Origin of the sequence: Mesorhizobium sp. M0500 (assembly GCF_040321165.1) — a bacterium.
Classification (GTDB): domain Bacteria; phylum Pseudomonadota; class Alphaproteobacteria; order Rhizobiales; family Rhizobiaceae; genus Mesorhizobium.
In genome coordinates, this window is sequence record NZ_JAMYRB010000002.1 from 422933 (window position 1) to 444940 (window position 22008).

Genomic DNA, 22008 nt, shown 5'->3' on the forward strand with positions numbered 1-22008 from the left:
CACGGCCCAGCATAACAGTCGGACGACCGGAACACATACCTGTGACTGGTCCCAATTTCAAATGACGGCGATCTTACTGTACCGTCTGGACGGTCTTGTCAATTCCGCCTAAGCTAATGAATGGGGAACGCTTGATGAAGGCCCGCAGAGCAAATTCGCGCGAGAAGATTCTCGCCGCCGCCGCCGCCGTGGCGCGCGAGACGGGTCCTGGCAGCCTGTCGCTGGATGCGGTCGCCAGCCGTGCCGGCGTGTCGAAGGGTGGTCTTCTCTACAATTTCCCGACCAAGGCGAAATTGATGCAGGCGCTGGTAGAGGATTACCTGCGCGCCTTCGAGCAGGCCCTGGAGTCCGCCCGCACGGCCGGCGTCAACGGCGAAAGCCCGCTTGCAACTTATATCAAGCTGTCGGCCGAGCATGCCGAGGAATCGAAACCGTCGGCATCCTGGATATTTTCGGCGATTGCCGAGGATCCCGATTTCCTGACCCCGATAAAATCGTTCAGGCGGCAGCTGTTCGAGCGGCTGAAGCAGGAAACGCCGAACCTTAGGGCGCTGCTGGTCTGCTATCTCGCCATCGAAGGGCTTCGCAGCATGAACCTGTTCGGTTCGGACATTCTCTCCGCCGAAGAGCGCCGGCTGCTGATATCGACCCTGCTGGAGATCGCGGAATAGTCTAGGAATGCGCTGGCCGGGTTCAACTGCCTCGGTCGCGTCGATCGCCCGTTGCGTCAACCCAAAGTGCCTGCCGTCACACAGGCTTCATCGTGCCGACATAGCGTCCTCCCATTCTTTGCTGCAACGCAGGAGGAGTGGGGTGTGGTCGATATTGTTTCAAGCGAGGCAGGAATTCCAAGGCCGGAGCATCCGCTTGACCGGCCAAACGACACCGGTAAATGGTTTCTGCCGGCCTTTGCCGTCATCATTCTGGGCGGCCTTGCCTATGTCGGCTACGCGCTCAGCCAGGACCTGACCAGCACCATCGCGGTGCCGTGGATCCTGCTTGGGCTGGCGCTGCTGATCGCGCTCGGCTTCGAATTCGTCAACGGTTTTCACGACACTGCCAATGCGGTGGCAACGGTGATCTACACGCATTCCATGCCGGCCGAGCTTGCAGTGATGTGGTCCGGCTTCTTCAACTTCCTCGGCGTGCTTACCGCCAGCGGGGCGGTCGCCTTCGGCATCATATCGCTGCTGCCGGTCGAATTGATCCTTCAGGTCGGATCGAGCGCGGGGCTGGCCATGGTCTTCGCGCTGCTGGTCGCAGCGATCATGTGGAATCTCGGAACCTGGTATCTCGGCCTGCCGGCCTCGAGCTCGCACACGCTGATCGGTTCGATCATCGGCGTCGGTCTCGCCAACCAGTTCATGGCCCCGGCCGGCTCCGTCACCAGCGGCGTCGACTGGTCGCAGGCGTCCAATGTCGGCCTGTCGCTCCTGATCTCGCCGCTGGTCGGTTTTGGCCTGGCTGCACTGCTGCTTCTGGTGATGAAGCTGCTGGTCAGGAACCGCGAGCTCTACGAGGCGCCCAAGTCGAGCGCGCCGCCGCCGCTGTGGATTCGGGCGCTGCTTATTTTCACCTGCACCGGCGTCAGCTTTGCCCACGGCTCCAATGACGGGCAAAAGGGCATGGGCCTCATCATGCTCATCCCGATCGGCGTCGTGCCGACCGCCTTCGCGCTCAACCGCACACCGGACGTGAACTATCTCGAAGCTTACAAATCGGCGGCGACGCAGGTCGAAACGGTACTCGGCAAATACGTCAAGCCCGGCGTCGCCGTGACCGATGCGGCAACCGTGGTCGGCAACGCCGTTCGCACCAAGACCTGGAAGGACGAGACCACGCCTGCCCTGCAGAGCTTCATCCACGACACCAGCGCCATGTTGTCGCCCTATCCGTCCGTGGAAAAGCTGCCGACAACGCTGGTGAGCAACGCCCGCAACAACATCTATCTTATCGGTGAAGCGCTGAAGCTGATCGACAAGAAGAAGCTGCTGCCGATGGAGGCAGACGACCTGAAGGCGGTGACGACCTACCATAAGGCGGTCGACAACGCGACGAAGTTCATCCCGCTCTGGGTCAAGGTCGCCATCGCGCTGGCGCTCGGCCTCGGCACCATGGTCGGCTGGAAGCGCATCGTCGTCACCGTCGGCGAGAAGATCGGCAAAAGCCATTTGACCTACGGTCAGGGTGCGTCCGCCGAGCTTGTCGCGATGGCGACGATCGCATCGGCCGACTATCTCGGCCTGCCGGTCTCAACCACCCATGTGCTGTCCTCGGGCGTTGCCGGCACCATGGCGGCGAACGGCTCGGGCCTGCAATGGTCGACGGTGCGCAACATGCTGATGGCCTGGATACTGACCCTTCCGGTCTCCATCTGTCTTGCCTTCGTGTTGTTCGTCATCTTCCGCCAGGTGTTCTGAGCGGGGGCAGGGTTTGACCAGAATGTCGCGGCACCGGCCCCGGCGCCGCCCTGATCACCTGAACGTGCATTATTTCGGCGGCGGCCATGAATGACGCATCGCATCTGACATTGCTTGCCGCGGACGATCAGCATCATGCTCCCGGGCTGGTCCGGGCCTATCATGCCGCTCCCGGCAAAGCTCCCGAACCGCTGGCGCCCCGAGACATAGAGGCCGCGCTGGCCTTACCGGACGGCTGGGTCTGGCTGCATGTCGACCTTGTCGACCGGCGCGCCCATTCCTGGGTCAGCCATGCCTGCGCGCTGCCGGCGTCGGCTCATGCAATCCTCGAAGGACATGAGGACAGCCTAGTGCTGGCGCATGAGAATGGCGTCGTCCACGGCATTTCGGCCGATCTGCATGGCGAGATCGCCCATCAGTCGACGACCATCGGCAGATTGCATTTTGCGGTCTCGGAACGGCTGCTGGTCACCGGCCGCCGGCATCCGCTGGCGGCAGTGGAGGAAGTGCACACGGCCCTTGCCGCGGGGCTGCGGCCGGCCACGGCATTCGAGCTGTTCGAAACGCTGGTCATGGCTTTTTGCAAGACCACCAGCCTGCGGCTCGCCGCGGCAACGAAGCGGCTGGATGCAGTCGAGGATCATCTCGTGACCGAGCGGCTTGCCGACGAAAGACGGCAGCTGAAGGATGTGCGCCGCCTTGCCGTATCCCTGCATCGGCCGATCGCGGCCCTGGCAGCGCTTTTCCAGGATGAAGACCGTTCCGCCTGGAACCTTTCCGCCGGCGCACATGAAGTTCTGCGCCGGCTTGCTGCGCGCCTTGAACGGCTCGACCGCGAGGTCGTCATGATCAACGACCGGGCAAGGCTGCTGCAGGAGGAGCTTGCGGCTGAGCTTGCCGACGAATCGAACCGTAGCCTCAAGGCGCTGGCGGTGATGAGCGCGCTGCTTTTGCCAGGAACGCTGATCGTCGGCATTTTCGGCATGAACACAGGCGGACTGCCATTTGCCGAGAGTCCCAGCGGCTTCTTCCTGGCGATGCTGCTGGCGGTTGGCGCGACCGGCCTGTTCTACTGGCTTCTACTGCGCGCCGGCGCCAATCTGCGGTTCTGAGGCCGATTAATGGCGGCATTCGTTCACCTGTGTCACAATACGGGCTGGCACGTCGAAACCACGCCATCCCGCTTTCCGAAAATCGGTTCCGATTTTCGGGCCGATGCGCTAGAGCCTTTCGGGATTGAACCGAGCTGCCTTCAACCCGGAAAGGCTCCCACCGCTGCCCATGCCCCATCTTCCCGAGCATCTTCTCACCGGCTACCGCAGTTTCATGAGCGGCCGCTATCTCACCGAAAGCGGCCGTTATCGCTCGCTGGCGCGGGAGGGCCAGGCACCGGAAACGATGATCGTCGCCTGCTGCGATTCGCGGGCCGCGCCCGAAGCGATCTTCGATGCCGGGCCCGGCGAGCTGTTCGTGCTGCGCAATGTCGGCAATCTGGTGCCGCCGTATGCGCCCGACGATCAGTTCCACTCGACATCGGCGGCGCTCGAATTTGCCGTGCAGAGCCTCAAGGTCAAGAACATCGTGGTGATGGGCCACGGCCGCTGCGGCGGCATCCGCGCGGCACTCGACACCACGGCCGCACCCTTGTCCCCGGGCGATTTCATCGGCAAGTGGATGAGCCTGATCGCGCCTGCGGCCGAGACCGTATCGTCCAGCACCTTCATGACCGCGACCGAGCGCCAGACGGCGCTGGAGCGCATCTCGATCCGCTATTCCATAGCCAATCTGCGTACCTTCCCTTGTGTCTCGATCCTCGAAGGCAAGGGGCGACTGTCGCTGCACGGTGCCTGGTTCGATATTTCGACCGGCGAGCTTTGGGTGATGAACAAGGACACCGGGGATTTCGAGCGGCCCGACACGGAGTAGGAGGCTGGGCATGGTGCGACTTCGGGACGCGTTCGCGGCTGCGGCACTGCTCTGCTCGGCAAATGTCGCCCGTGCCGACGATAGGGCGATCATCGACCGCTGGTACTCGGCACTGCTCGTCGCCGATCGCACGGAATTGTCGGACCTGCTTGCCGACGACGTCCGCATCAAGCTCGACGACCTCGGCGTCGTGCAAAGCAAGCAGGAATTCATCGCCTCGATCGCCGAGTGGCAAGGCGCCGTCGCCGGGGCCGAAATCCGCCACCGGATCGAGAAGACGGAGGGTGGCGTCACCACTGTCATCGCCTGCTATGATTTTCCCAGCAACGACATGCTGATGCAGGAGACCTTTGCGGTCGCCAACGACCAGATCACCGCCAGTTCGCAGGCCGCGATCGCCGAAAATTGCGACGGCTACTGACGGAACCATGAACGGGACCCGCTGTTGCGCGCAACCGGCCGGCGCCTTACATCGGTGACGATCCATCTTCTCCCGCCACTCAGCGAAAGTTTGCCCATGCCGTCCACCGTCGACCTCGCCGCTCATCCGCTGACCGCATGGCAAGGGCCGCTCGGCCTGCCCGATTTCACGCGCATCGGCGACGGTGATTTTTCTCCGGTCTTCGATGAGGCCCTCAAGGCGCATGAGGCCGAGATCGAGGCGATTGCCGGCAACACCGGGACACCGACGATCGAAAACACGCTTGCCTCGCTCGAGCTTGCCGGCGAGGCGCTCGACCATGTCTCCTCGATCTTCTGGTGCCGCGCCGGCGCCCACACCAATGAAGCGATCCAGGCGCTGGAGCGCGACATCTCGCCAAAGATGTCGCGGCATTACTCGGCGATTTCGATGAATGAGCGACTGTTTGCCCGCATCGACGATCTCTATCAGCGCCGCGAGGCTTTGAAGCTCGATGCCGAAACGCTGCGGGTGCTGGAAAAGACCTGGAAAAATTTCGTCCGCTCCGGCGCCAGGCTCGACGCCGAAGGCAAGAAGCGGCTTGCATCGATCAACGAGGAGTTGTCGTCGCTCGGCACCAATTTCGGCCAGAACGTGCTTGCCGACGAGCGCGACTGGGTGCTGTTCCTCGGTGAGGCCGACCTTGCCGGCCTGCCGGAATTCCTGAAAAGCTCGATGGCGGAAGCCGCCGAGATGCGCGGCCAGAAGGGTCGCTACGCCGTCACTTTGTCGCGTTCGATCTACGAGCCGTTCTCGACCTTCTCAGAACGGCGCGATCTGCGCGAGACGGCGTTCCGCGCCTTCATCATGCGTGGTCAGAATGGCGGCGCCACCGACAACACGGAAGTGGTGCGCGACATGCTGCGCCTGCGCGCCGAGAAGGCGAAGCTGCTCGGCTATGCTTCCTACGCCGCATTGAAGCTCGACGATACCATGGCCAAGACGCCGGAGGCGGTGCACGCGCTGCTTGATCCAGTCTGGGAAAAGGCGGTGGAAAAGGCCGCAAGCGACCAGACCGAATTGCAGCGGCTGGCGGCCGAGGCCGGCAGCAACGAGAAATTCGCCGCCTGGGACTGGCGCTTCTATCAGGAGAAGCTGCGCGCAGAGAAATTCGCCTTCGACGAGGCCGAGCTGAAGCCGTATCTGCAGCTCGACCGCATCATCGAGGCCTGTTTCGACGTTGCAACACGATTGTTCGGCATTTCTTTCGAAGAAAAGAAGGGCATTGCCACCTGGCACCCGGACGCTCGGGTTTTCGTGGTGAAGAATGCCGACGGCAGCGAGCGCGGCCTGTTCCTCGCCGATTATTTCGCGCGACCCTCGAAGCGCTCCGGCGCATGGATGAGCGCGCTGAAATCCGGCTACAAGCTAGGCGATGGCTCCAAGCCGGTCATTTACAACATCATGAATTTCGCCAAGCCGCCGGCCGGCGAGGCAGCCTTGCTGTCGGTCGACGAGGCCAAGACCCTGTTCCACGAATTCGGTCACGCGCTGCACGGCATGCTGACCGACGTTACCTGGCCATCGGTCGCTGGCACCTCGGTCAGCCGCGATTTCGTCGAGCTGCCGTCGCAGCTCTATGAACACTGGCTGACGGTGCCGGCGGTGCTGGAAAAGCATGCGCTGCATATTAAGACCGGCAAGCCGATGCCAAAGGCGCTGGTCGACAAGATGCTGGCGGCGCGCACCTTCGGCGCCGGCTTCGCCACCGTCGAGTTCACCGCCTCGGCGTTGGTCGACATGGCCTACCACGCCCGGCCGGATGCACCGGAACAGGCGCTTCGTTTCGAAGCCGAAACACTCGAAAAGCTCGATATGCCTGACACCATCGCCATGCGTCACCGCACCCCGCATTTCGGCCATATCTTCGCCGGCGATGGCTATTCTGCCGGCTATTACTCCTACATGTGGTCGGAAGTGCTCGACGCCGACGCGTTCGCCGCCTTCGAGGAAACAGGCGATCCCTTCAATCCGGCGCTGGCCGAGCGGCTGCGCAAGAACATCTACGCCGCCGGCGGTTCAAAGGACCCGGAAGAACTCTACACCGCCTTCCGCGGCAAGATGCCTTCCCCGGAAGCGATGATGGCCAAGCGCGGGCTGGTGTGATGCATGCCCGCTCTTGTCACCGTTGTCTTTCCATCCTGATTGATCTCGGCTGTCATGGCGGCGGGTTGCGCATCGCCTGATCCGGTTTCCGCCGGTCCCGTTCGGCCTCGTTGGCTGCGGCCGCGTCGTTGAGGTGACTGCACTTAATGCGGTCTCCATCGTTCCGGCCGAAGGAGCCGCGTTCATGGCGGCGCTACGGGCTGTGCGGGGTAGGCAACGACAGCTTGCCCGCGATGCTGATCGGCCGCTGCCGCATCTGGATCGCGCCTTGCGACGACCGCTACGGAAACTCTCAGTCGCGAACGTCAGCCCCGCCAACGGAAGGCGGGGCTGGTAAGTTGATTGTCCCGGCAAGCTTTTTTGCCGGGGCGATTGGCCTAGGCAGGCACAAAGCCAAAATAGGCTTTGTAGGAAGCCCCCTCGCCGGAAATCAGGGGCGTTTCCACTTTGAACCCAATCCCGCTGAAGGTGGTATTGTTCGTACGTGCCGCGAGCAACACCATCTGCCTTGCGGAGATGGTCACTGTCGCGCTCCCGATCCTGTCATCGCCCCAATCGAAGAGATCGCTGATGGCGCCGCCGATCGATGGCATCAAGGATCCCAGGGCCGGGCCGGCTATCGCGGCAATGATAGGTCCTGCCACCGGAATGAGGCCCAAAGCCAGCGTACCCGCCGTATGGACGCCCATCACGACCTTCTGCACTTCGTCCTTGTACTTGTTCGGATCGCCGAAATCATTTTCCATCAGCACCGTACCGATATTGATGCCGTAGGGCTTGCCTCGATAGACCTCCATCAGGTCGGGTCTCGTATCTCCCGCATCGACGTCGCCATAGACCTGGCTGCGCTTGGTGTCGGCGATCTGCGGCGTTGCCACGCTGACGATGACATAGGGCTCGTCCGCACCACCCGGCCCCTGATCCCAGTCGGTCTCGCCGAAGCAATGGAGGCCGGTATAGTGGACGACGACGTCTCGAAGGTCGATCGCGCCGGTGTCGGGCCACCAGTATATGCCGCCGTTTTCAAACAGATTGGCGCGGCCTCCTTCGGCAAATTCGGTCTCGTCGGTCGTGGGATAACCCAGATATGACTGTTCCCAGCCCAGGCTCTCCCACTTCTTGCGGATGTCACCGTACACCACGTTGGCTCCTGTGTTCGGTGTCCAGTAGATCGAGCCGGCATTGGCAAAATGGTTGTAGCGCCCGACGCCGTCGGGAGTTCCGGTTTCGTCGGTGACCGGATAGCCGAGAACCGAGCGCTCCCAGCCCATTGCTGCCCATTTGCCGCGAATTGCCCCCCAAATCGCTTGAGCACCGGTGTTCGGTGTCCAGTAGATCGAAGCGGTATTGTTGTTGAAGTGATTGTATCGGCCGACGCCGTCGGGAGTTCCGGTTTCGTCGGTGCAGGGAATGCCCCACGCGAGACCGCCAAGCGCAATCCACTTCCTATAGATTTCGCCATGGATCTGAAAGGCGTCGTGCATGGCATCGTTGTAACAAATGCATGAGCCGTTCTTGAGATACCAGGCTTTTCCAGTGTCCTTCCTGTCGATCTCGGCGAAGCCGGCGCCTCCAAGGGAGTTGTACTTTTGCTGTATGACAGCTTCGGGCGAGAGGAGCGACCAAGGCCCGATCCTGAGCTGGTCGGAAAGTCTTGTCGCTCCAGCGCGGATGGTGCCGGCACGCACTCTCGAAGTTGCTCTGGCAGTATACGGCATGACCTTTTCCTTCCTGTGAGTGTTGGTATCGGGGGCTTCAGGCCTCCGGCGATCGGTTTTGATCGACGGGCCGAGGTTCCCAGACCGCGACTTACGGACGGCTTACGGAGTTCCGAGCTGCGCCAGAGCAATTCCAGGAAAAGTGTGGAACGGTTTTCCGTCCGGAATTGCGCAAAAAATAAAGAGATAGAGCGGTTCGGCGTTTCCGTGAAACGAACCGGTCTAGAGAAACGGGCGCACGAGCGAACGCAGCAAAGGCGAGGGCTCGTCATCGCCGGTCGAAGCGAGCGCGCGTTCATAGCGCCGGTAATCCTCGATGGCGCCGGCCTGGTCGTTCCTGGAGAGGCTCTCCTGGATGAGCGTGCCATGGAGTTTGGCCGATTCCGGGTAGAAATCGAGCGCACGCCGGCACGCCTGGCGTGCCCGATCCGCGTTGCCTTGGCTCTGCCAGTGTTTGGCGATCCGCACGGCAAGCTCCACCAACCCGTCCCGCACCCGGTCGGCCGCGGCGTTCGACCAGGCGGGCGTCGGGCCATTCGAGAAAAGCGGGCCGACAAAGCCTTCCAGCAGCATCTCCTGCTCCTCGATTGCGCTGTCTCTTTGGCCCGACAGAACGGGTTTCAGCCGGTCTTCCCAATCCTGCAGATCGATCCAGACCTTGTCGGCAGCGAGCCGCAAACGGCCTTCTCTCAGCGTCACGAGTTCGCCTTGCCCGAGCAATTTGCGCAGACGATGCAGCGCCTGCTCCAAGGCCGCCTTGGCCTGGTCGCCGTCGAGGTCGGGCCAGAGCCAATCCTGCAGGGTTTCCACCGAACAGACCTGGTCCCTCGACAGGCAGATAATGCGCAATATGTCGAGCGCGCGGGTAGGTTTGGCACCGGGCGCGACCTCGGCGCCATCGATTTCGAGGCGGAAGCCTCCCATCAAGTGGATCCTGAGCGGCCAAGGCCACTGGGCGGGTCGGCCGACGGGCGGGACCAGATATCGCGCCCGAACGACGCGGCGGCAGAGATCGACGTCGATCTTTCGCTCCAGCGCATCGGCGACCAGATCGGCCAATATGTCCGGCAGGTTGAGCAGGATTGCGGAGGGGTTGACCTGGCGCAACACCTCCATGAATTCAGCCAGACGAGTGCCATAGGACGCGCCGCCGTTCCACTTCTGCTCCAGGGCCTGAGCGGCCAGAATGTTGAGTTCGACGCGCTGGCGAGGGCCGCCGCTCAGCCTTTCGACGATCTCCTGGAGTAGCGCAATGGCCTCCGCTGGACGCCGATCGGCCAGCAGGACCTGGTATTTGGTGACGTAATGCGGCCAGCGTTCGATCATCGGCTCATTCGCCCGCTCGATCGCATCCATGAAGGCATCGCAGTCGAGATAAGCCTTGACGAAGTCGCCGTTGCGCGTGTGCATCGCCGCGTGGCAGTCGGCGACTACAGCGACCTGGGTTGTGAACCTGCTGTCCGCGATCTCGCCCAGCCGGGAGACAAGCGCATTGAATTCCGAGAACCTGTTGTGAAGCTTCATCAGCAATTGAAGCTGATAGAGGGCGCTGAACTCGACGCCCCGTAACGCGTGCTGCTCGCCTATCGCCGTTGCGCGTCGCAACGCATCCTCGGGCGAGGCATAGACAAAACCGCGCCGCGAATACGGGAAGTAACGGCCGCTGGCCGAGCCAAAGGACACCAGCCACATGCCGAGCACCAGCGGCGGGATATCCGGATTTTCGAGATCGGCGGCAACGCTGTCCACGGCATTGGCAAAAATGTCGCGCTGCCCCGACGAGGTCGCGTAGTCGATGAGCGCTTCGCTTGCCAGCAGGCGCAACTCGACCGAATCCTCGATCGGCAGATGTGTCAGGCGCTGCTGGATATCATTCACGAGGCGCTTCGCGTCATGGGCGTCGAATTCGCCAGGTTCGGCGAAATCGACGGCCCGCAGGATGCCGAGCCTGACCATCATGAGTTCCTCCGGATCCAACTCCGGCAATCCCTTGGCAAGAACCTGTGAGGCTCGGCGCGTCCAATCCGCCAGCCCCTCATGCGTACGCCAGCTGGCGGTCTTGACTACGACCGCCCGCGCCACCGTCAGGCATTGGCCGCGCATGTCGGTGTTCTCGAATGCTTGCCATGCCTTGGAGAAGTGCGGTTCGGCCTTCGCATCGTCCGATGCGAAGGCGACGCCCAGCCAATAATGGACCCACCCGTCCATCTGGTCGGGGGGCAGCCTGTTGCACCATTCGACGAAGCTGGCCCTGCGCCCTTGCGAGAGAACGCCGTTAGCGCACTCCAGAATGAGCTGGCGTGCCAGCGGCCAGGCGCCCGCCTGCAACGCCAGCACGATTGCCGCGTCGGTTTTGTCTGCCTCGTGCAGGACCTTTGCTGCCTGCTCGCGCAGCCTGGAACGGTCCGCTTCCGTCACGCGCCGGTCCAGTAGGCCGGCAAGGTATTCGCGCAACAAGTCATGCAGCTGGAAGGCGGCGCCGCCCGGACCGTCGCGCGTGATCAGCAGCTGGCGATGCTGCAGCCGCACCAGCAGGCGAGCAGCCTGCGGCGAGCCCAGGAACGCATCGGCAAGCTCCGTGCTGATCTCCGGCAGAACGTTGAGCCTGATAAGCAGATCCTGGTCCTCCGGCGCGACGTCGCGCAGGAAATAACGTCCGACAATCTCCCGAAGGCCGGCGCCTCCGGCAAGGCCGGTCTGCGAAAGCGGGTAGTACATTCCGGCGTTGGCCAGCAGGAGAAGGCCCACCGCCCAGCCGCGCGCCTCCGAAATGTCGCCGACCTCGGACGGCGATTGCGAGCGGGCGGTGACGAGGTTGCGAGCCTCCGCAGGCGAAAACTCCAGCAGTGTTTGGTTGAGGACCGGCAACTGTCCCGACAGCACGAGGTCGGCGACATCGCCCTCGGGCAGCATCCGCGATGTGCAGATGCAGCGGACGGTGTTGGGGCGTTCGCGCAACAGGATCGCCAGCGTCCGGCGAAAGCCTGGCGCATCGGCACGATGCAGATCGTCGAGGACCAGGATCGTGCCCGGATCAAGCCGCGAGAAATAGGTGCGGAAGAACAGCCGCGCGAAATCGTCGGAATTGTCGGCATATTCCGGACCAAAGACCGGCATGCCGGCATGCCTGCCGTCGAGCGACAGCGTCAGATAGTGGAAAAGGCGCGCAACGTCCTGGTCCTCGGTGTCGACCCGATACCAGTTGTACGCCGATTCGCCTTGCTTCAGCCCGCCTTGTTCCAGCCCGCCGTGTTCCAGAAAGTCGATCACCGCGGTGGTCTTGCCGTATCCACCAGGCGCAGCCAGCCAGCATGCACCGCTGTCGAGGGCCTGCGAAAGCAGCGCCACTACGCGCGGACGGCTGACAATTCCCACTGGCCGGGGTGCCGAGAGCTTTGCTATCTCGCGCGGCGCGTCCCGGAAGGATTTATCCATTGTGAGGACTCTCGCAGCGCAGTCGCCTCGCGAAAACAGGCAATCGGTTCGCCCGCAACAACAAATCGCCGGCCGGCGTTGTGCTCGCCTGACGTGCCGTGCTCGCCGGCAAGGTCGCGCCTATCCCTTGTGCGACATGATATGCGAAACCCCGACACTCACGTCGGCGGTGTGTCTTGCCATCACTGCGTTCATTCGCATTGCAATCGTCGCATAGCCGTTTCGTTCGTGGTCGGTAACTTCCGAGGACTTGAAGAGCCAAGGAAGGGGTGCAACCTGCGCGTCCGCGAAATTGGCCGGCAGGTTCGATGGCAACGCTTTTTTCCCTAAAGGCAGCTCTAGCCCAAGGTCGCTAAATTCGTCCTCGAGACTGGCGTGCAGATGAGAAAGCACCACATAGATCGCCAGCTTTGATCTAGTCCTTTCTGTGTTGTTTTGATTGTACTCTTGAAGAACCTCATCGAACGATGGCGATACGTCGGTTTCAGCAGCGGTAGCTCGTGTTGCAACAGCACCGGCCAGGGCAGTCGCTGCCACTCCTGTAAGACCTACAAAATCACGTCTTGTCGTGCTGGTCATAGTGAATTCCCCTCGGTTTTGAAGACGGGCCAAGTCTGGCAAGGACGAGGCGCAGTAGCAATAGGCCGCATACGCTACTGGTGTAGAAGGCCTTTACGTCGCCGATGTGAATCCACCCGGCGATGACAGTGCCAAGCCGGCAGAGGCTCGCGATGCATTCGGTTGCTTCAGCTGAGGATAGCCATGGACTCCAAGCGGGTCTTCGGCATGCAACCAGGCAAGGGATTCTAAAAATCCGCTGGTGGAGCTGAGGAGGATCGAACTCCTGACCTCGTCATTGCGAACGACGCGCTCTCCCAGCTGAGCTACAGCCCCGTCCAGCGGATGGGGCTTTTATCGGCCGCTGCGGTTTCCTGTCAAGGCTGCGCTTGCTGCCGAAATGCCGTTCGGCCGTTCGTCCGGCTTCGCCATGCGGCGGAAGGCGGCTCTTGCCGCTTTCACCTACAGTGGCTACATGTCGGGCGTTCGCAAGGAGCAACCGATGATCGCAGTCTTTTATACGCTGCATGCCGCGATTAATATCTATTGGTACATTGTGATTGGTGCGGCTATCTTCTCGTGGCTTTACGCCTTCAACGTCGTCAACTCGCGCAACCAGCTTGTCGACTCTATCGGCAACATGCTTTATCGGCTGACCGAGCCGGCATTGCGGCCGATCCGCCGCGTCCTCCCGGACCTTGGCGGGATCGATATCTCGCCGATCATCCTGTTGCTTGCGCTGACATTTATCAGCGTGTTCCTAGACACGACCGTTCAGCCGATGTTCGGTATCGGATCGATGTGAGTCACGAGACGAACCGTTTCTTTCGACTTCGCGCCGACGGCATCGACCTGTTCGTCCGGCTGACGCCGAAAGCGGCGATGGACAGGCTGGAGGGCATGGAAACATCGGTGGATGGGCGAAGCTATCTAAAAGCCCGCGTCCGCGCCGTGCCGGAAAACGGAGCCGCCAATCGAGCGCTGGAAAGGCTGGTAGCTAAGGCGCTTGGCGTGCCGGCATCGGGCGTCTCGATCGCCGCCGGCGGCACCGCTCGGCTGAAGACGGTCCGTGTGCTTGGCGATACTGCGGCGCTAGCGAAACGCATCGATACGCTGGGCACGTCTGCGCCATGATCTCGGCTCGCTCACTTACCCCGCAAAAAAGGCCAGGCTGCAAAGCCCGGCCAGATGTGAAGGTCGAAAACCTTCAGAGGGGAACGCGCCGGACGAATGGGAGGAAACATCCGACGCACATTGCATATGGGTTGGCGTCGACGACGTTTCAATGAGGTCGGGGGAACCACCTTCGCGAACAGGCTTTTAAACATTTCGACTATCTGATCAGCAGCTCGACGCGGTCGATCCGTCCTATCGCGACCGATGCGGCAGGACACCAACCGCAACCCCGCCCGAAAGCTCAATATGACCGCCACTCGAGTCCTATTCTTCGATGTTCTGGGAACCGTCGTTGATTGGCGCAGCGGTATCGCAAGGGAGGCCGGCTCCTTCCTGGCGCGAAACGGTGCACAGCAGGTCGATCCCGGTGAATTCGCCGATGCGTGGGCGTCGCGCTATGACGCCTCGACCGAGGCGGTGCGGACGGGGCACCGGCCTTTCGTTTCACTCGACGTGATCAACAGGGAGAATCTGGACGCCACCCTCGTCCAGTTCGGGCTGGCCCCATCCGAGCTGCCGACCGCCGAACTTGAGGAACTCAACCTCGCCTGGCGCCGGCTGGAGCCGTGGCCCGATTCGCTGAAAGGCCTTGCGAGGCTGAAGGAACGCTTCATCATCGTGCCCTTGTCAGGGGCCAATACCCGGCTGTTGCTGGATATGGCCAAGCGCGCCGGCCTGCCTTGGGACACCGTCCTTGGCTCGGATGTGTTCGGCACCTACAAGCCTGCGCCGCAGGCTTATCTCCGTGCAGTGGAGATCCTGGGGGTGCGACCTTCGGAGGCCGTGTTAGTCGCCGCGCATAATGACGACCTGGCTGCGGCGCGAAGGTGCGGTATCGGAACCGCCTTTGTTGCTCGGCCAAAAGAGCATGGCCCGGCGCAGACGACCGATCTCTCGCCTCTTGAGAGCTGGGACTTTGTGGCCGACGACCTTGTCCATCTCGCCCACGTTCTCCCGTAGGCCGAGGGCAGAAAACCTAAGCGATGTCGTCGCGGATGCAGGCCTTCAGATGGCCCTCGGCTGTCGCCCTCAGCGGCGGTACAGCCCCGGCGCAAGCTTCCACCGCAAACGGGCAACGGGTTCGGAAAACACAGCCCGACGGCGGGTTTGCCGGGCTTGGAATATCGCCCTTGAGCACTTGTCGGTCTTGCCTGGCCAGCGGATCGAGCGATGGAATGGCTGACAGCAGCGCGCGCGTGTAGGGATGCTGCGGCCGGGCATAAAGCTCGGCCGCCGGCGCAACTTCCATGATGCGCCCGAGATAGAGCACGATGACCGTGTCGCAGATGTACTCGACGACGGCCAGATCGTGCGAAATGAACAGCATGGTCAGGCCGAGCCGGAGCTGCAGGTCGCGCAACAGATTGATGATTTGCGCCTGGATCGAGACGTCGAGTGCCGAGACCGGCTCGTCGGCAACGATGAATTCCGGCTCGAGCGTCAGCGCCCGGGCGATGCCGATGCGCTGGCGCTGGCCGCCCGAAAATTCATGGGCGTAGCGGTCATAGGCGTCGACCGGCAACTCGACCGCGGCAAGTGCCTTCTCGGCCTTCGCCCGCCGCTCGGACTTCTTGCCGATGCCTTGAATGTCCAGGCCTTCGGTGAGGATCTGCCCTATCGTCATGCGCGGCGACAGGCTGGCGAAGGGATCCTGGAAAATATACTGCATCTTACGGCGCTGGCGGCGCAACTGGGCGGCACCCAGCCTGGTGATGTCGGTGCCGTCATAGTTGATTTGGCCGGATGTCGGCTCGATCAGACGCAGCACCGAGCGGCCGATCGTCGTCTTGCCGGAGCCGGATTCGCCGACCAGGCCGACCACCTGGCCACGCCTGATGTCGAAGGAAATATCCTCCAACGCCCTTACGACGGGTCCGCGCGAGAACGCTGTCGGCGCAAAATGCTTGGTCAGGTTTTTGACAGCGAGGAAAGGGGCGTCGGCCATCAGAGCTCCTCCCAACGCAGGCAGCGGCTTTGCTGGGTCGGCGTCGCCCCAAACAATGGCGGGACCGCGGCGCGGCAGGCAGCGATAGCCATCGGGCAACGCGGCGCGAAGGAACAGCCCTTGGGCAGCAAGGCGAGCGACGGAACATTTCCGGCAATGGTCGGCAGCGGCGTTCCCGCCGCCTTCAGCGCCGTGGCCTGGCCGAGCCGCGGCACCGAGCGCATCAACCCTGCCGTATAGGGATGACGCGGACGGGTGAACACTTCGCTCACCGGACCTGTTTCGACGATACGCCCGGCATACATCACCGCCACCCGGTCGGCGATTTCGGCGACGACGCCGAGATTGTGGGTGACGAACAGGATACCCATGCCACGCTGAGCCTGCAGTTCGGCCAAAAGATCGAGGATCTGGGCCTGGATGGTGACGTCCAGCGCGGTTGTCGGCTCGTCGGCGATCAGCAAGCCCGGATCGCAGGACAGCGCCATGGCGATGGTGGCGCGCTGCCGCATCCCGCCCGACAGTTCGTGCGGATATTGCCGCGCCCGCCGCTTCGGATCGGGAATGCCGACCTGTTCCAGCAGCCGCACCGCGTCCGCTGCTGCCTCGCGGTGCGATTTGCCGAGATGGATGCGGATCGGTTCGGCGATCTGCTCGCCGATCGTGTAGACCGGATTGAGGCTGGTCATCGGCTCCTGGAACACCATGCCGATCTCATTGCCGCGTATCTTGCGCAGCGACTCGGCATCGAGGCTGGTCAGCTCGGTGACCGTGCCGTTCTTGCGCCGCAGCGCGATCGATCCCTCGGCAATATGTCCGACCCTTTTCGGCAACAGGCCGATGATCGACAGGCTGGTGACGGATTTGCCGGATCCGGATTCGCCGACGAGCGCCACCGTCTCGCCGGAGCCGATCGTCAGGTCGACATCCGTTACCGCCGCGATGTCGCGCCCCGCGATGCGGAACACCGAGCGGAGGCCGGAAATCGAGAGGATCGGCGCGGCACTCAGCGGAGCAGCCCCACATCGCGAAGGATCATGTCGATCTTTGCGGTTTCCTCGTCGTTCAGGCTGCGCTGCGGCCGCGCCATGGTGTTCGAGGCGATGATGCCGAGGCTCTTCATCGCCGCCTTGAAGGCGCCGACGCCGGCCGAGCCGGCGCTGGTCCTGCCGAGCGAGATCCAGACGATCTCGAACAGTTTCAACAACCGCTCCTGCTCCAGGCGGGCTTCGGCATGCTGGCCCGCCTGCGTCAGCTTCCACAGCCTGACATAACCATGCGGGTCGACATTGGCGAGCCCCGGCACGACGCCATGCGCACCCATGGCCAGCACGCTATCGACCAGTATCTCGGAGCCGGTCATGCCGAAGAAGCCGGGGTCGTCGGCCATGTCCTTGAGCACGTAACGCAGATTGCCGTCATCGCCGCTGGAATCCTTGATGCCCGCGATGGCGCCTTCCCTGGCGAGGCCGACCGTGGTCTTGCGCTCCAGCTTGACGTGGACGCAGACCGGGATGTCGTAGGCGATGACCGGAATGTCGATCGCATCCTTGGTATAGCGGAAGTGGTCGCCGATCTCCGGCTGGCTGGTGCGGGTATAAAACGGCGCGGTGACGACGATGGCGTCGGCGCCGGCCGATCTGGCGATCCGGGCGTGGTTGATGACGCGGTCGGTCGTCGGGTCGATGACCCCGGCGAAGATCGGAACCCGGCCGTTATTGACCTTGACCGCGTGCTCGAGGACGGCCCTGCGGCCCGCCTCGTCGTGGAAGACCACCTCGCTGGTCGAGCCGAGCACGAACAGCCCGTGAACGCCGCCGTCGAGCAGGTTCTCGATGGTGCGGGTGAACGACGGAAAGTCGATGCTGAAATCGGCATTGAGCGGGGTGACGACAGGTGGCACGACGCCGGTAAACAGGGGCATTTTGATGAACCTTTGAGGTCAGTTGAGATCGGAGCGGGGGTCGAATGCGTCGCGCAAGCCGTCGCCGATGAAGTTGATGGCGAGCACGGTGAGCACCAGTGCGGCGCCCGGGAACATCCATTGCCAGGGGTAATTTTCAAGCACGACGGTGGAGCGGGCGAGATTGAGCATGTTGCCCCAGCTGGCTTCGGGCGGTGCGATGCCGAGGCCGAGGAAGGACAGGCCGGCCTCGAGCAGGATGGCGTTGGCGATCTGCAAGGTGGCGTAGACGACCAGGATATCGATGCAATTGGGCAGGCCGTGCCGGAACAGCAGATGCGGCAGCCCTGCCCCCATGCCGCGGGCGGCAACGACGAAATCGCGCTCGCGCAGTTCGAGCAGCCGGGCGCGCACCATGCGCGACAGCACCGGCCAGGAGAGCAGCGAGATCACCAGTATGGTCGGCGCGATGCCGGTGCCGGCGATCGAAGCCAGCACCAGCAGGAAGATCACCGGCGGCAGCGTCATCGCCAGATCGACCAGGCGCATCACCGTGCCGTCGACGAGGCGCCCGCCAAAGCTGGCGACGGCGCCGACCAGGAAGCCGATGACGGTGGAGATGGCGACCGAGCTGACGGCAACCAGCAATGAGATCCGCCCGCCTTGCAGCAACCGGGCCATGACGTCGCGCCCGACGCCGTCGCTGCCCAGCCAATGAATGGCCGACGGCGCCTTGTTCATTGCTCGGAGGTCGATGGTGTTAGGACCGAACGGCCACCACAAAGGATACGTCGAAACCGCCAGCAGGATCGGGATGACGATCAAAAGCCCGGCACGCGCCGCGCGGTTTTCAAAAAAGCGGTCGAGCGCGCGGCGAAGCGGGCCTTTGGTTTGCGGCACGGCTGTCGGGTCAACTGTAGGATCTGGCGCCGTGATTGCCATCATGCCACCTGAATGCGCGGGTCGACGACGGCATAGACGACGTCGGTCAAGAGGTTGACCAGGATGACGCAAACGCCGATCACCAGGGTAGCGCCCATGATCACCGGGTAATCGCGGGTGCCGACGGCGTTGACCAGAAGCAGTCCCATGCCCGGCCAGTTGAACACGCTTTCCAGGAAGATGGCGCCGCCGATGGCGATGCCGACAGTCGAGCCGATCAAGGTAATGACCGGCAAGAGCGCATTGCGGGTCGCGTGCTTGATGATAACCCAGAACTCGCGCACGCCCTTGGCACGCGCCGTCCGCACGTAATCCTGGTTGAGCACTTCCAGCAGCGAGGCGCGCATGTAACGCATGATCAGCGCGGCATGGCCGACGGACAGCAGGCAGGCGGGCAGGACGAGGTGCGCAAGCACATCCGTCGCCGAGAACGGCGCACCCGCGGTCTGCATGCCGCCGGACGGCGCCCAGCGCAGCAGCACCGAGAAGAAATAGAGACCGAGCAGCGCTGTCAGAAAAGCCGGGCTGGAGATACCGATAAACGACAGCACCGACAGCGCGATGTCGGATGGTTCGTTACGGCGCACCGCGCTGAAAATGCCGGCGGAAATGCCGAGCACGATGGCGATCGCCAGGCCCGTACCCATCAGCAGCGCCGTCGGGCCGATGCGTTCCATGACCAGTGGCAGCACGGCAACGCCGCTGCGCTGGATCGAATAGCCGAAGTCACCGCTCAGCGCCGCGCGCAGCCAGGCGAGATATTGCACGGGAAGCGGCCGATCGAGCCCGAGCCGTTCGCGCAGGCCCTCGAGGTCGGAAGCCGACATGGGGACCGATGGGTTGATATAGGCGTCGATCGGATCGCCCGGCGCCAGCCGCAACAGGATGAAGATGAGGACGCTGAGCGCGACCAGCATCAGCAATCCTGTGGCGCTGCGGCGGGCGATGAAGCTCAACATGGGCTTTCCGTGGCGGTGGCAGGCGGCGCCAAAGTGGTCCCGCCTGCTCGCTTGGTTGCGGGTTTCTTACTGGATGTCCCAGCGCTCGGGGTGAGCTGCGTAGGGGCCGCCGCCCGGCGCCGGCGTCCAGACGAAGTCATGCAGCTTGTTGGAGGCTACGCCATAGCGGTTGGCCACCCACAACGTCGCCCAGGGTAGCTCCTTGTTCATCACCTTGCAGACCCCCTGCCAGGATTGATCGAGCTTGGCCGGATCGGTTTGGCCTAGCGCGGCGTCCAATGCGGTGCTCAGATCGTCGAACTCGATGCGCATGGTGTTGAAGCCTGCCGGCGGGATCTGCGACTTGTTGAGGCCGGGATTGAGGCCGGCCGGGTTGGGGCCGTTCTGCAGGCCGGCATAGACCATCGGAAAGGCGTTCCAGTCCGGCGTGCCTTGCTTGTAGACGATGCCGTTGTAGGTCGGCGTATCGACGACCCGCGGCACCACATTGATGCCGACCTCGGCCAGCATCGACTGGACAGCGGCCATCACATTGGCCGCTTGCGGCGAGCCGTAATAGGTCAGCAAGGTGATCGGCTTGTCGCCGTTGATCTTGTCCCAGCCGGCCTCGCTCAGCAGCGCCTTGGCCTTTGCCGGATCGTAGGCATAGGGTTCGAGGCCTGCGGGAACGAGATGCGGCGCGACATAGCCGCAATTGGCTGGCTCGGCGGCACCGCCGTAGAGGCTGTCGATGATGGCGTTGCGATCGATCGCGTACATGATCGCCTGGCGGACACGGATATCCCTAAACAGGTCGACCTTCTGGTTCAGGCCGATATAGTTGACCACGTACGAGGCACCTTCGATCACCTTGAAATTGCTGTCGCTCTTGAACGATGCCGCATCGTCGGGCTCGACATAGGTGAACTGGATTTCGCCGGCACGGAGTGCGGCAACGGCCGCCGCCGGCGACTCGAAATAGCGGTTGATGAGCACGTCTACCTTCGGCTTGCCGCCGCGATAATCGTCATCGGCTGCCAGTTCGACATATTGGTCGGTCACGTAGCGCTTGAACTTGAACGGGCCGGTGCCGACCGGTGTGGTCGACCACCAGGTGCTTGTCGCCAGCGATTCCGGCGGCAGAGCGGCCAGGGCATGCTCCGGCAGGATCATCAGCTGCGAGAGGATGGATAGAAACGAGCCGTTCGGTTTCGATAGCTTCACCACTGCGGTGTGGTCATCCGGGGCATCGACCGAGGCGATGTTGGCGAGGCGGGCGGCAAACAGGCTGCCGGAGGCCTTGTTCTTGGCAAGCTCGAGGGTGAACTTGACGTCCTTCGAGGTGAACGGTTTGCCGTCATGCCAGGTCTCGTTGACCAGGTTGAACGTATAGCTCAGCTGGTCGTCGCTGATCTTGTAGTCCTTGGCGAGGTCGCCTTCGATATCGGCCAGCCCGGCATTGTAGATGACCAGCGGTTCAAAATAGGTGCTGAGCCAGGTGTAGCCGCCGGTCGCCACCAGCGGGTTGAAGTTCTTGGGAAAACCGCCGGGGCCGACGTCGAAGCCGCCCGCAATGGTCTTGGCGCTTTGTGCCTGGACACTGGTCAATGGGGCAATGCTGGCGAGCAGCAGCCCGGCGACTGAGAATGCGATGGTCCTGATACGCATGGTTTCCTCCCTTGGCATAGTCAGGTTGTTCTTCAGCTTGTTCGGTTTTTTGCGATAACCTGCTGGATCCCCCGGTAATGGTCGTCGAGCCGCCGACGCGCCTGGTCGACATCCTTGGCGGCGACAGCCTCGACGATCTCGTGATGGTCGCGCCATGTCGCCAGCGGCGTCGGATTATCGAGATTGGTGAAATTCGAGGCCTTGTTGAACGCCGTCCAGAAGATGTCGATCAGCGCGCTCAGCATGTGATTGTTCTGGCAGCGGAACAGCAGCTGATGGAATTGCTGGTCCTCTTCGGCGAAGCTCTCATGGCGCTCGGCACGTTGCCGCATGCGCTCGGTCAACTGGCGCAGCGCCTCGATGTCCTCGGCACTGATCATCTCGATCGTCTTGGCGATGAGGCCGGTTTCCAGCACGCGACGGATTTCGCGCAGCTCTTCGACATCGCGCAGCGAATCCTGCAAACCGTAGGCCAGGTTATCCAGCAGCGGCTTGAACGAGAATTCCTTGACGAACACGCCGATGCCGCGTCGCGTCTCCAGGATGCCGATCGATTCCAGCGCCTTGATGGCTTCCCGCACGGAGTTGCGGCCGACGCCGAGCCGCTGCGCCAGGAACGTCTCCGGCGGCAGGGGATCGCCTGCCTTGAGCTGGTTGCTTTCGATATAGGCCCTGAGGCTTTCCTGCACGGTGACGTGAAGCAGCGGCGGTCTGCTCAACGGTTCGATCGACTTCAGTTCCGCCATCCCACTGCCTTCATCATCCGCTGAAGCTTGCCCGCCGCTTGTCGTATAGCCACTTGTAGGATATCCT

General features: G+C 62.7%; 19 protein-coding genes and 1 tRNA gene. 9 read left to right on the forward strand and 11 right to left on the reverse strand.

What is annotated here, in order from left to right; genetic code table 11:
- The first annotated feature begins 134 nt into the window (after positions 1-134).
- The 6 genes from NKI70_RS05860 (at position 135) to NKI70_RS05885 (ending at position 6912) form a co-directional block, all read left to right on the forward strand.
- Positions 135-671, forward strand: coding sequence for a TetR/AcrR family transcriptional regulator (locus tag NKI70_RS05860; protein WP_352724370.1), 537 nt, complete (start codon positions 135-137; stop codon positions 669-671).
- 144 nt (positions 672-815) lie between these two features.
- Positions 816-2420: an inorganic phosphate transporter gene (locus NKI70_RS05865; RefSeq protein ID WP_352724371.1), complete on the forward strand. Its 1605-nt coding sequence runs from the start codon at positions 816-818 to the stop codon at positions 2418-2420.
- 86 nt (positions 2421-2506) lie between these two features.
- Positions 2507-3532, forward strand: coding sequence for a transporter (locus NKI70_RS05870; protein ID WP_352724372.1), 1026 nt, complete (start codon positions 2507-2509; stop codon positions 3530-3532).
- Positions 3533-3701: 169 nt separating this feature from the next.
- Positions 3702-4346, forward strand: a complete 645-nt coding sequence (locus tag NKI70_RS05875) for a carbonic anhydrase (protein ID WP_352724373.1) — start codon at positions 3702-3704, stop codon at positions 4344-4346.
- Between the two features lie 10 nt (positions 4347-4356).
- Positions 4357-4767 (forward strand): nuclear transport factor 2 family protein, encoded by a 411-nt coding sequence (locus NKI70_RS05880; protein WP_352724374.1) that lies wholly within the window; start codon positions 4357-4359, stop codon positions 4765-4767.
- Between the two features lie 90 nt (positions 4768-4857).
- Positions 4858-6912 (forward strand): M3 family metallopeptidase, encoded by a 2055-nt coding sequence (locus tag NKI70_RS05885; RefSeq protein ID WP_352724415.1) that lies wholly within the window; start codon positions 4858-4860, stop codon positions 6910-6912.
- Positions 6913-7289: 377 nt separating this feature from the next.
- Here NKI70_RS05885 and NKI70_RS05890 read toward each other — a convergent pair whose 3' ends face one another.
- From NKI70_RS05890 to NKI70_RS05905, 4 genes are all read right to left on the reverse strand, one after another.
- Positions 7290-8630 carry an LGFP repeat-containing protein gene (locus tag NKI70_RS05890; protein ID WP_352724376.1) on the reverse strand — a complete coding sequence of 447 codons (1341 nt, stop codon included), beginning with the start codon at positions 8628-8630 and terminating at the stop codon, positions 7290-7292.
- A 222-nt stretch (positions 8631-8852) separates the two neighbouring features.
- On the reverse strand, positions 8853-12065 hold the full coding sequence (locus tag NKI70_RS05895; RefSeq protein WP_352724378.1) for an AfsR/SARP family transcriptional regulator: 3213 nt from the start codon (positions 12063-12065) through the stop codon (positions 8853-8855).
- Positions 12066-12185: 120 nt separating this feature from the next.
- Positions 12186-12644 (reverse strand): hypothetical protein, encoded by a 459-nt coding sequence (locus NKI70_RS05900; RefSeq protein ID WP_352724379.1) that lies wholly within the window; start codon positions 12642-12644, stop codon positions 12186-12188.
- 239 nt (positions 12645-12883) lie between these two features.
- Positions 12884-12959 (reverse strand) — tRNA-Ala (locus NKI70_RS05905).
- Between the two features lie 166 nt (positions 12960-13125).
- Here NKI70_RS05905 and NKI70_RS05910 point away from each other — a divergent pair.
- The 3 genes from NKI70_RS05910 to NKI70_RS05920 all read left to right on the forward strand — a co-directional run bounded on the left by NKI70_RS05910 (position 13126) and on the right by NKI70_RS05920 (position 14759).
- The gene (locus NKI70_RS05910; protein WP_292657287.1) at positions 13126-13428 is read left to right on the forward strand and encodes a YggT family protein; all 303 of its coding nucleotides are present in this window, start codon (positions 13126-13128) and stop codon (positions 13426-13428) included.
- Positions 13425-13757, forward strand: coding sequence for a DUF167 family protein (locus tag NKI70_RS05915; protein ID WP_352569478.1), 333 nt, complete (start codon positions 13425-13427; stop codon positions 13755-13757). The genes NKI70_RS05910 and NKI70_RS05915 overlap by 4 nt, the downstream gene beginning before the upstream one ends.
- A 246-nt stretch (positions 13758-14003) precedes the next feature.
- Positions 14004-14759, forward strand: a complete 756-nt coding sequence (locus NKI70_RS05920) for a haloacid dehalogenase type II (RefSeq protein WP_352569477.1) — start codon at positions 14004-14006, stop codon at positions 14757-14759.
- Positions 14760-14775: 16 nt separating this feature from the next.
- On the opposite strand, the gene NKI70_RS05925 is transcribed toward NKI70_RS05920, so the two are convergent.
- The 7 genes from NKI70_RS05925 to NKI70_RS05955 form a co-directional block, all read right to left on the reverse strand.
- Positions 14776-15744 (reverse strand): ABC transporter ATP-binding protein, encoded by a 969-nt coding sequence (locus NKI70_RS05925; protein ID WP_352724381.1) that lies wholly within the window; start codon positions 15742-15744, stop codon positions 14776-14778.
- Positions 15744-16754: an ABC transporter ATP-binding protein gene (locus NKI70_RS05930; protein WP_352724416.1), complete on the reverse strand. Its 1011-nt coding sequence runs from the start codon at positions 16752-16754 to the stop codon at positions 15744-15746. The genes NKI70_RS05925 and NKI70_RS05930 overlap by 1 nt, the downstream gene beginning before the upstream one ends.
- Entirely contained in the window at positions 16751-17668 is a 918-nt protein-coding gene (locus NKI70_RS05935) for a dihydrodipicolinate synthase family protein (RefSeq protein ID WP_352724382.1), read from the reverse strand. Before NKI70_RS05935 ends, NKI70_RS05930 begins: the two co-directional genes overlap by 4 nt.
- Positions 17669-17686: 18 nt before the next feature.
- Positions 17687-18592 carry an ABC transporter permease gene (locus tag NKI70_RS05940; RefSeq protein ID WP_023678168.1) on the reverse strand — a complete coding sequence of 302 codons (906 nt, stop codon included), beginning with the start codon at positions 18590-18592 and terminating at the stop codon, positions 17687-17689.
- A complete protein-coding gene (locus NKI70_RS05945; RefSeq protein WP_023678169.1) occupies positions 18589-19548 on the reverse strand; it encodes an ABC transporter permease in 960 nt (319 codons plus the stop codon). Before NKI70_RS05945 ends, NKI70_RS05940 begins: the two co-directional genes overlap by 4 nt.
- Positions 19549-19614: 66 nt before the next feature.
- Complete coding sequence (locus tag NKI70_RS05950) at positions 19615-21195, reverse strand: ABC transporter substrate-binding protein (RefSeq protein WP_023678170.1); 1581 nt, start codon at positions 21193-21195, stop codon at positions 19615-19617.
- Between the two features lie 32 nt (positions 21196-21227).
- Positions 21228-21941 carry a FadR/GntR family transcriptional regulator gene (locus NKI70_RS05955; RefSeq protein WP_031212077.1) on the reverse strand — a complete coding sequence of 238 codons (714 nt, stop codon included), beginning with the start codon at positions 21939-21941 and terminating at the stop codon, positions 21228-21230.
- Positions 21942-22008 lie beyond the last annotated feature (67 nt).

Bases quoted from the DNA above. Each gene is read 5' to 3' on its own strand.
- NKI70_RS05860 (WP_352724370.1), top strand. From the start codon at position 135: ATGAAGGCCCGCAGAGCAAATTCGCGCGAGAAGATTCTCGCCGCCGCC.
- NKI70_RS05870 (WP_352724372.1), top strand. From the start codon at position 2,507: ATGAATGACGCATCGCATCTGACATTGCTTGCCGCGGACGATCAGCAT.
- NKI70_RS05875 (WP_352724373.1), top strand. From the start codon at position 3,702: ATGCCCCATCTTCCCGAGCATCTTCTCACCGGCTACCGCAGTTTCATG.
- NKI70_RS05880 (WP_352724374.1), top strand. From the start codon at position 4,357: ATGGTGCGACTTCGGGACGCGTTCGCGGCTGCGGCACTGCTCTGCTCG.
- NKI70_RS05890 (WP_352724376.1), bottom strand. From the start codon at position 8,630: ATGCCGTATACTGCCAGAGCAACTTCGAGAGTGCGTGCCGGCACCATC.
- NKI70_RS05895 (WP_352724378.1), bottom strand. From the start codon at position 12,065: ATGGATAAATCCTTCCGGGACGCGCCGCGCGAGATAGCAAAGCTCTCG.
- NKI70_RS05900 (WP_352724379.1), bottom strand. From the start codon at position 12,644: ATGACCAGCACGACAAGACGTGATTTTGTAGGTCTTACAGGAGTGGCA.
- NKI70_RS05910 (WP_292657287.1), top strand. From the start codon at position 13,126: ATGATCGCAGTCTTTTATACGCTGCATGCCGCGATTAATATCTATTGG.
- NKI70_RS05920 (WP_352569477.1), top strand. From the start codon at position 14,004: ATGCGGCAGGACACCAACCGCAACCCCGCCCGAAAGCTCAATATGACC.
- NKI70_RS05925 (WP_352724381.1), bottom strand. From the start codon at position 15,744: ATGGCCGACGCCCCTTTCCTCGCTGTCAAAAACCTGACCAAGCATTTT.
- NKI70_RS05935 (WP_352724382.1), bottom strand. From the start codon at position 17,668: ATGCCCCTGTTTACCGGCGTCGTGCCACCTGTCGTCACCCCGCTCAAT.
- NKI70_RS05940 (WP_023678168.1), bottom strand. From the start codon at position 18,592: ATGATGGCAATCACGGCGCCAGATCCTACAGTTGACCCGACAGCCGTG.
- NKI70_RS05945 (WP_023678169.1), bottom strand. From the start codon at position 19,548: ATGTTGAGCTTCATCGCCCGCCGCAGCGCCACAGGATTGCTGATGCTG.
- NKI70_RS05950 (WP_023678170.1), bottom strand. From the start codon at position 21,195: ATGCGTATCAGGACCATCGCATTCTCAGTCGCCGGGCTGCTGCTCGCC.
- NKI70_RS05955 (WP_031212077.1), bottom strand. From the start codon at position 21,941: ATGGCGGAACTGAAGTCGATCGAACCGTTGAGCAGACCGCCGCTGCTT.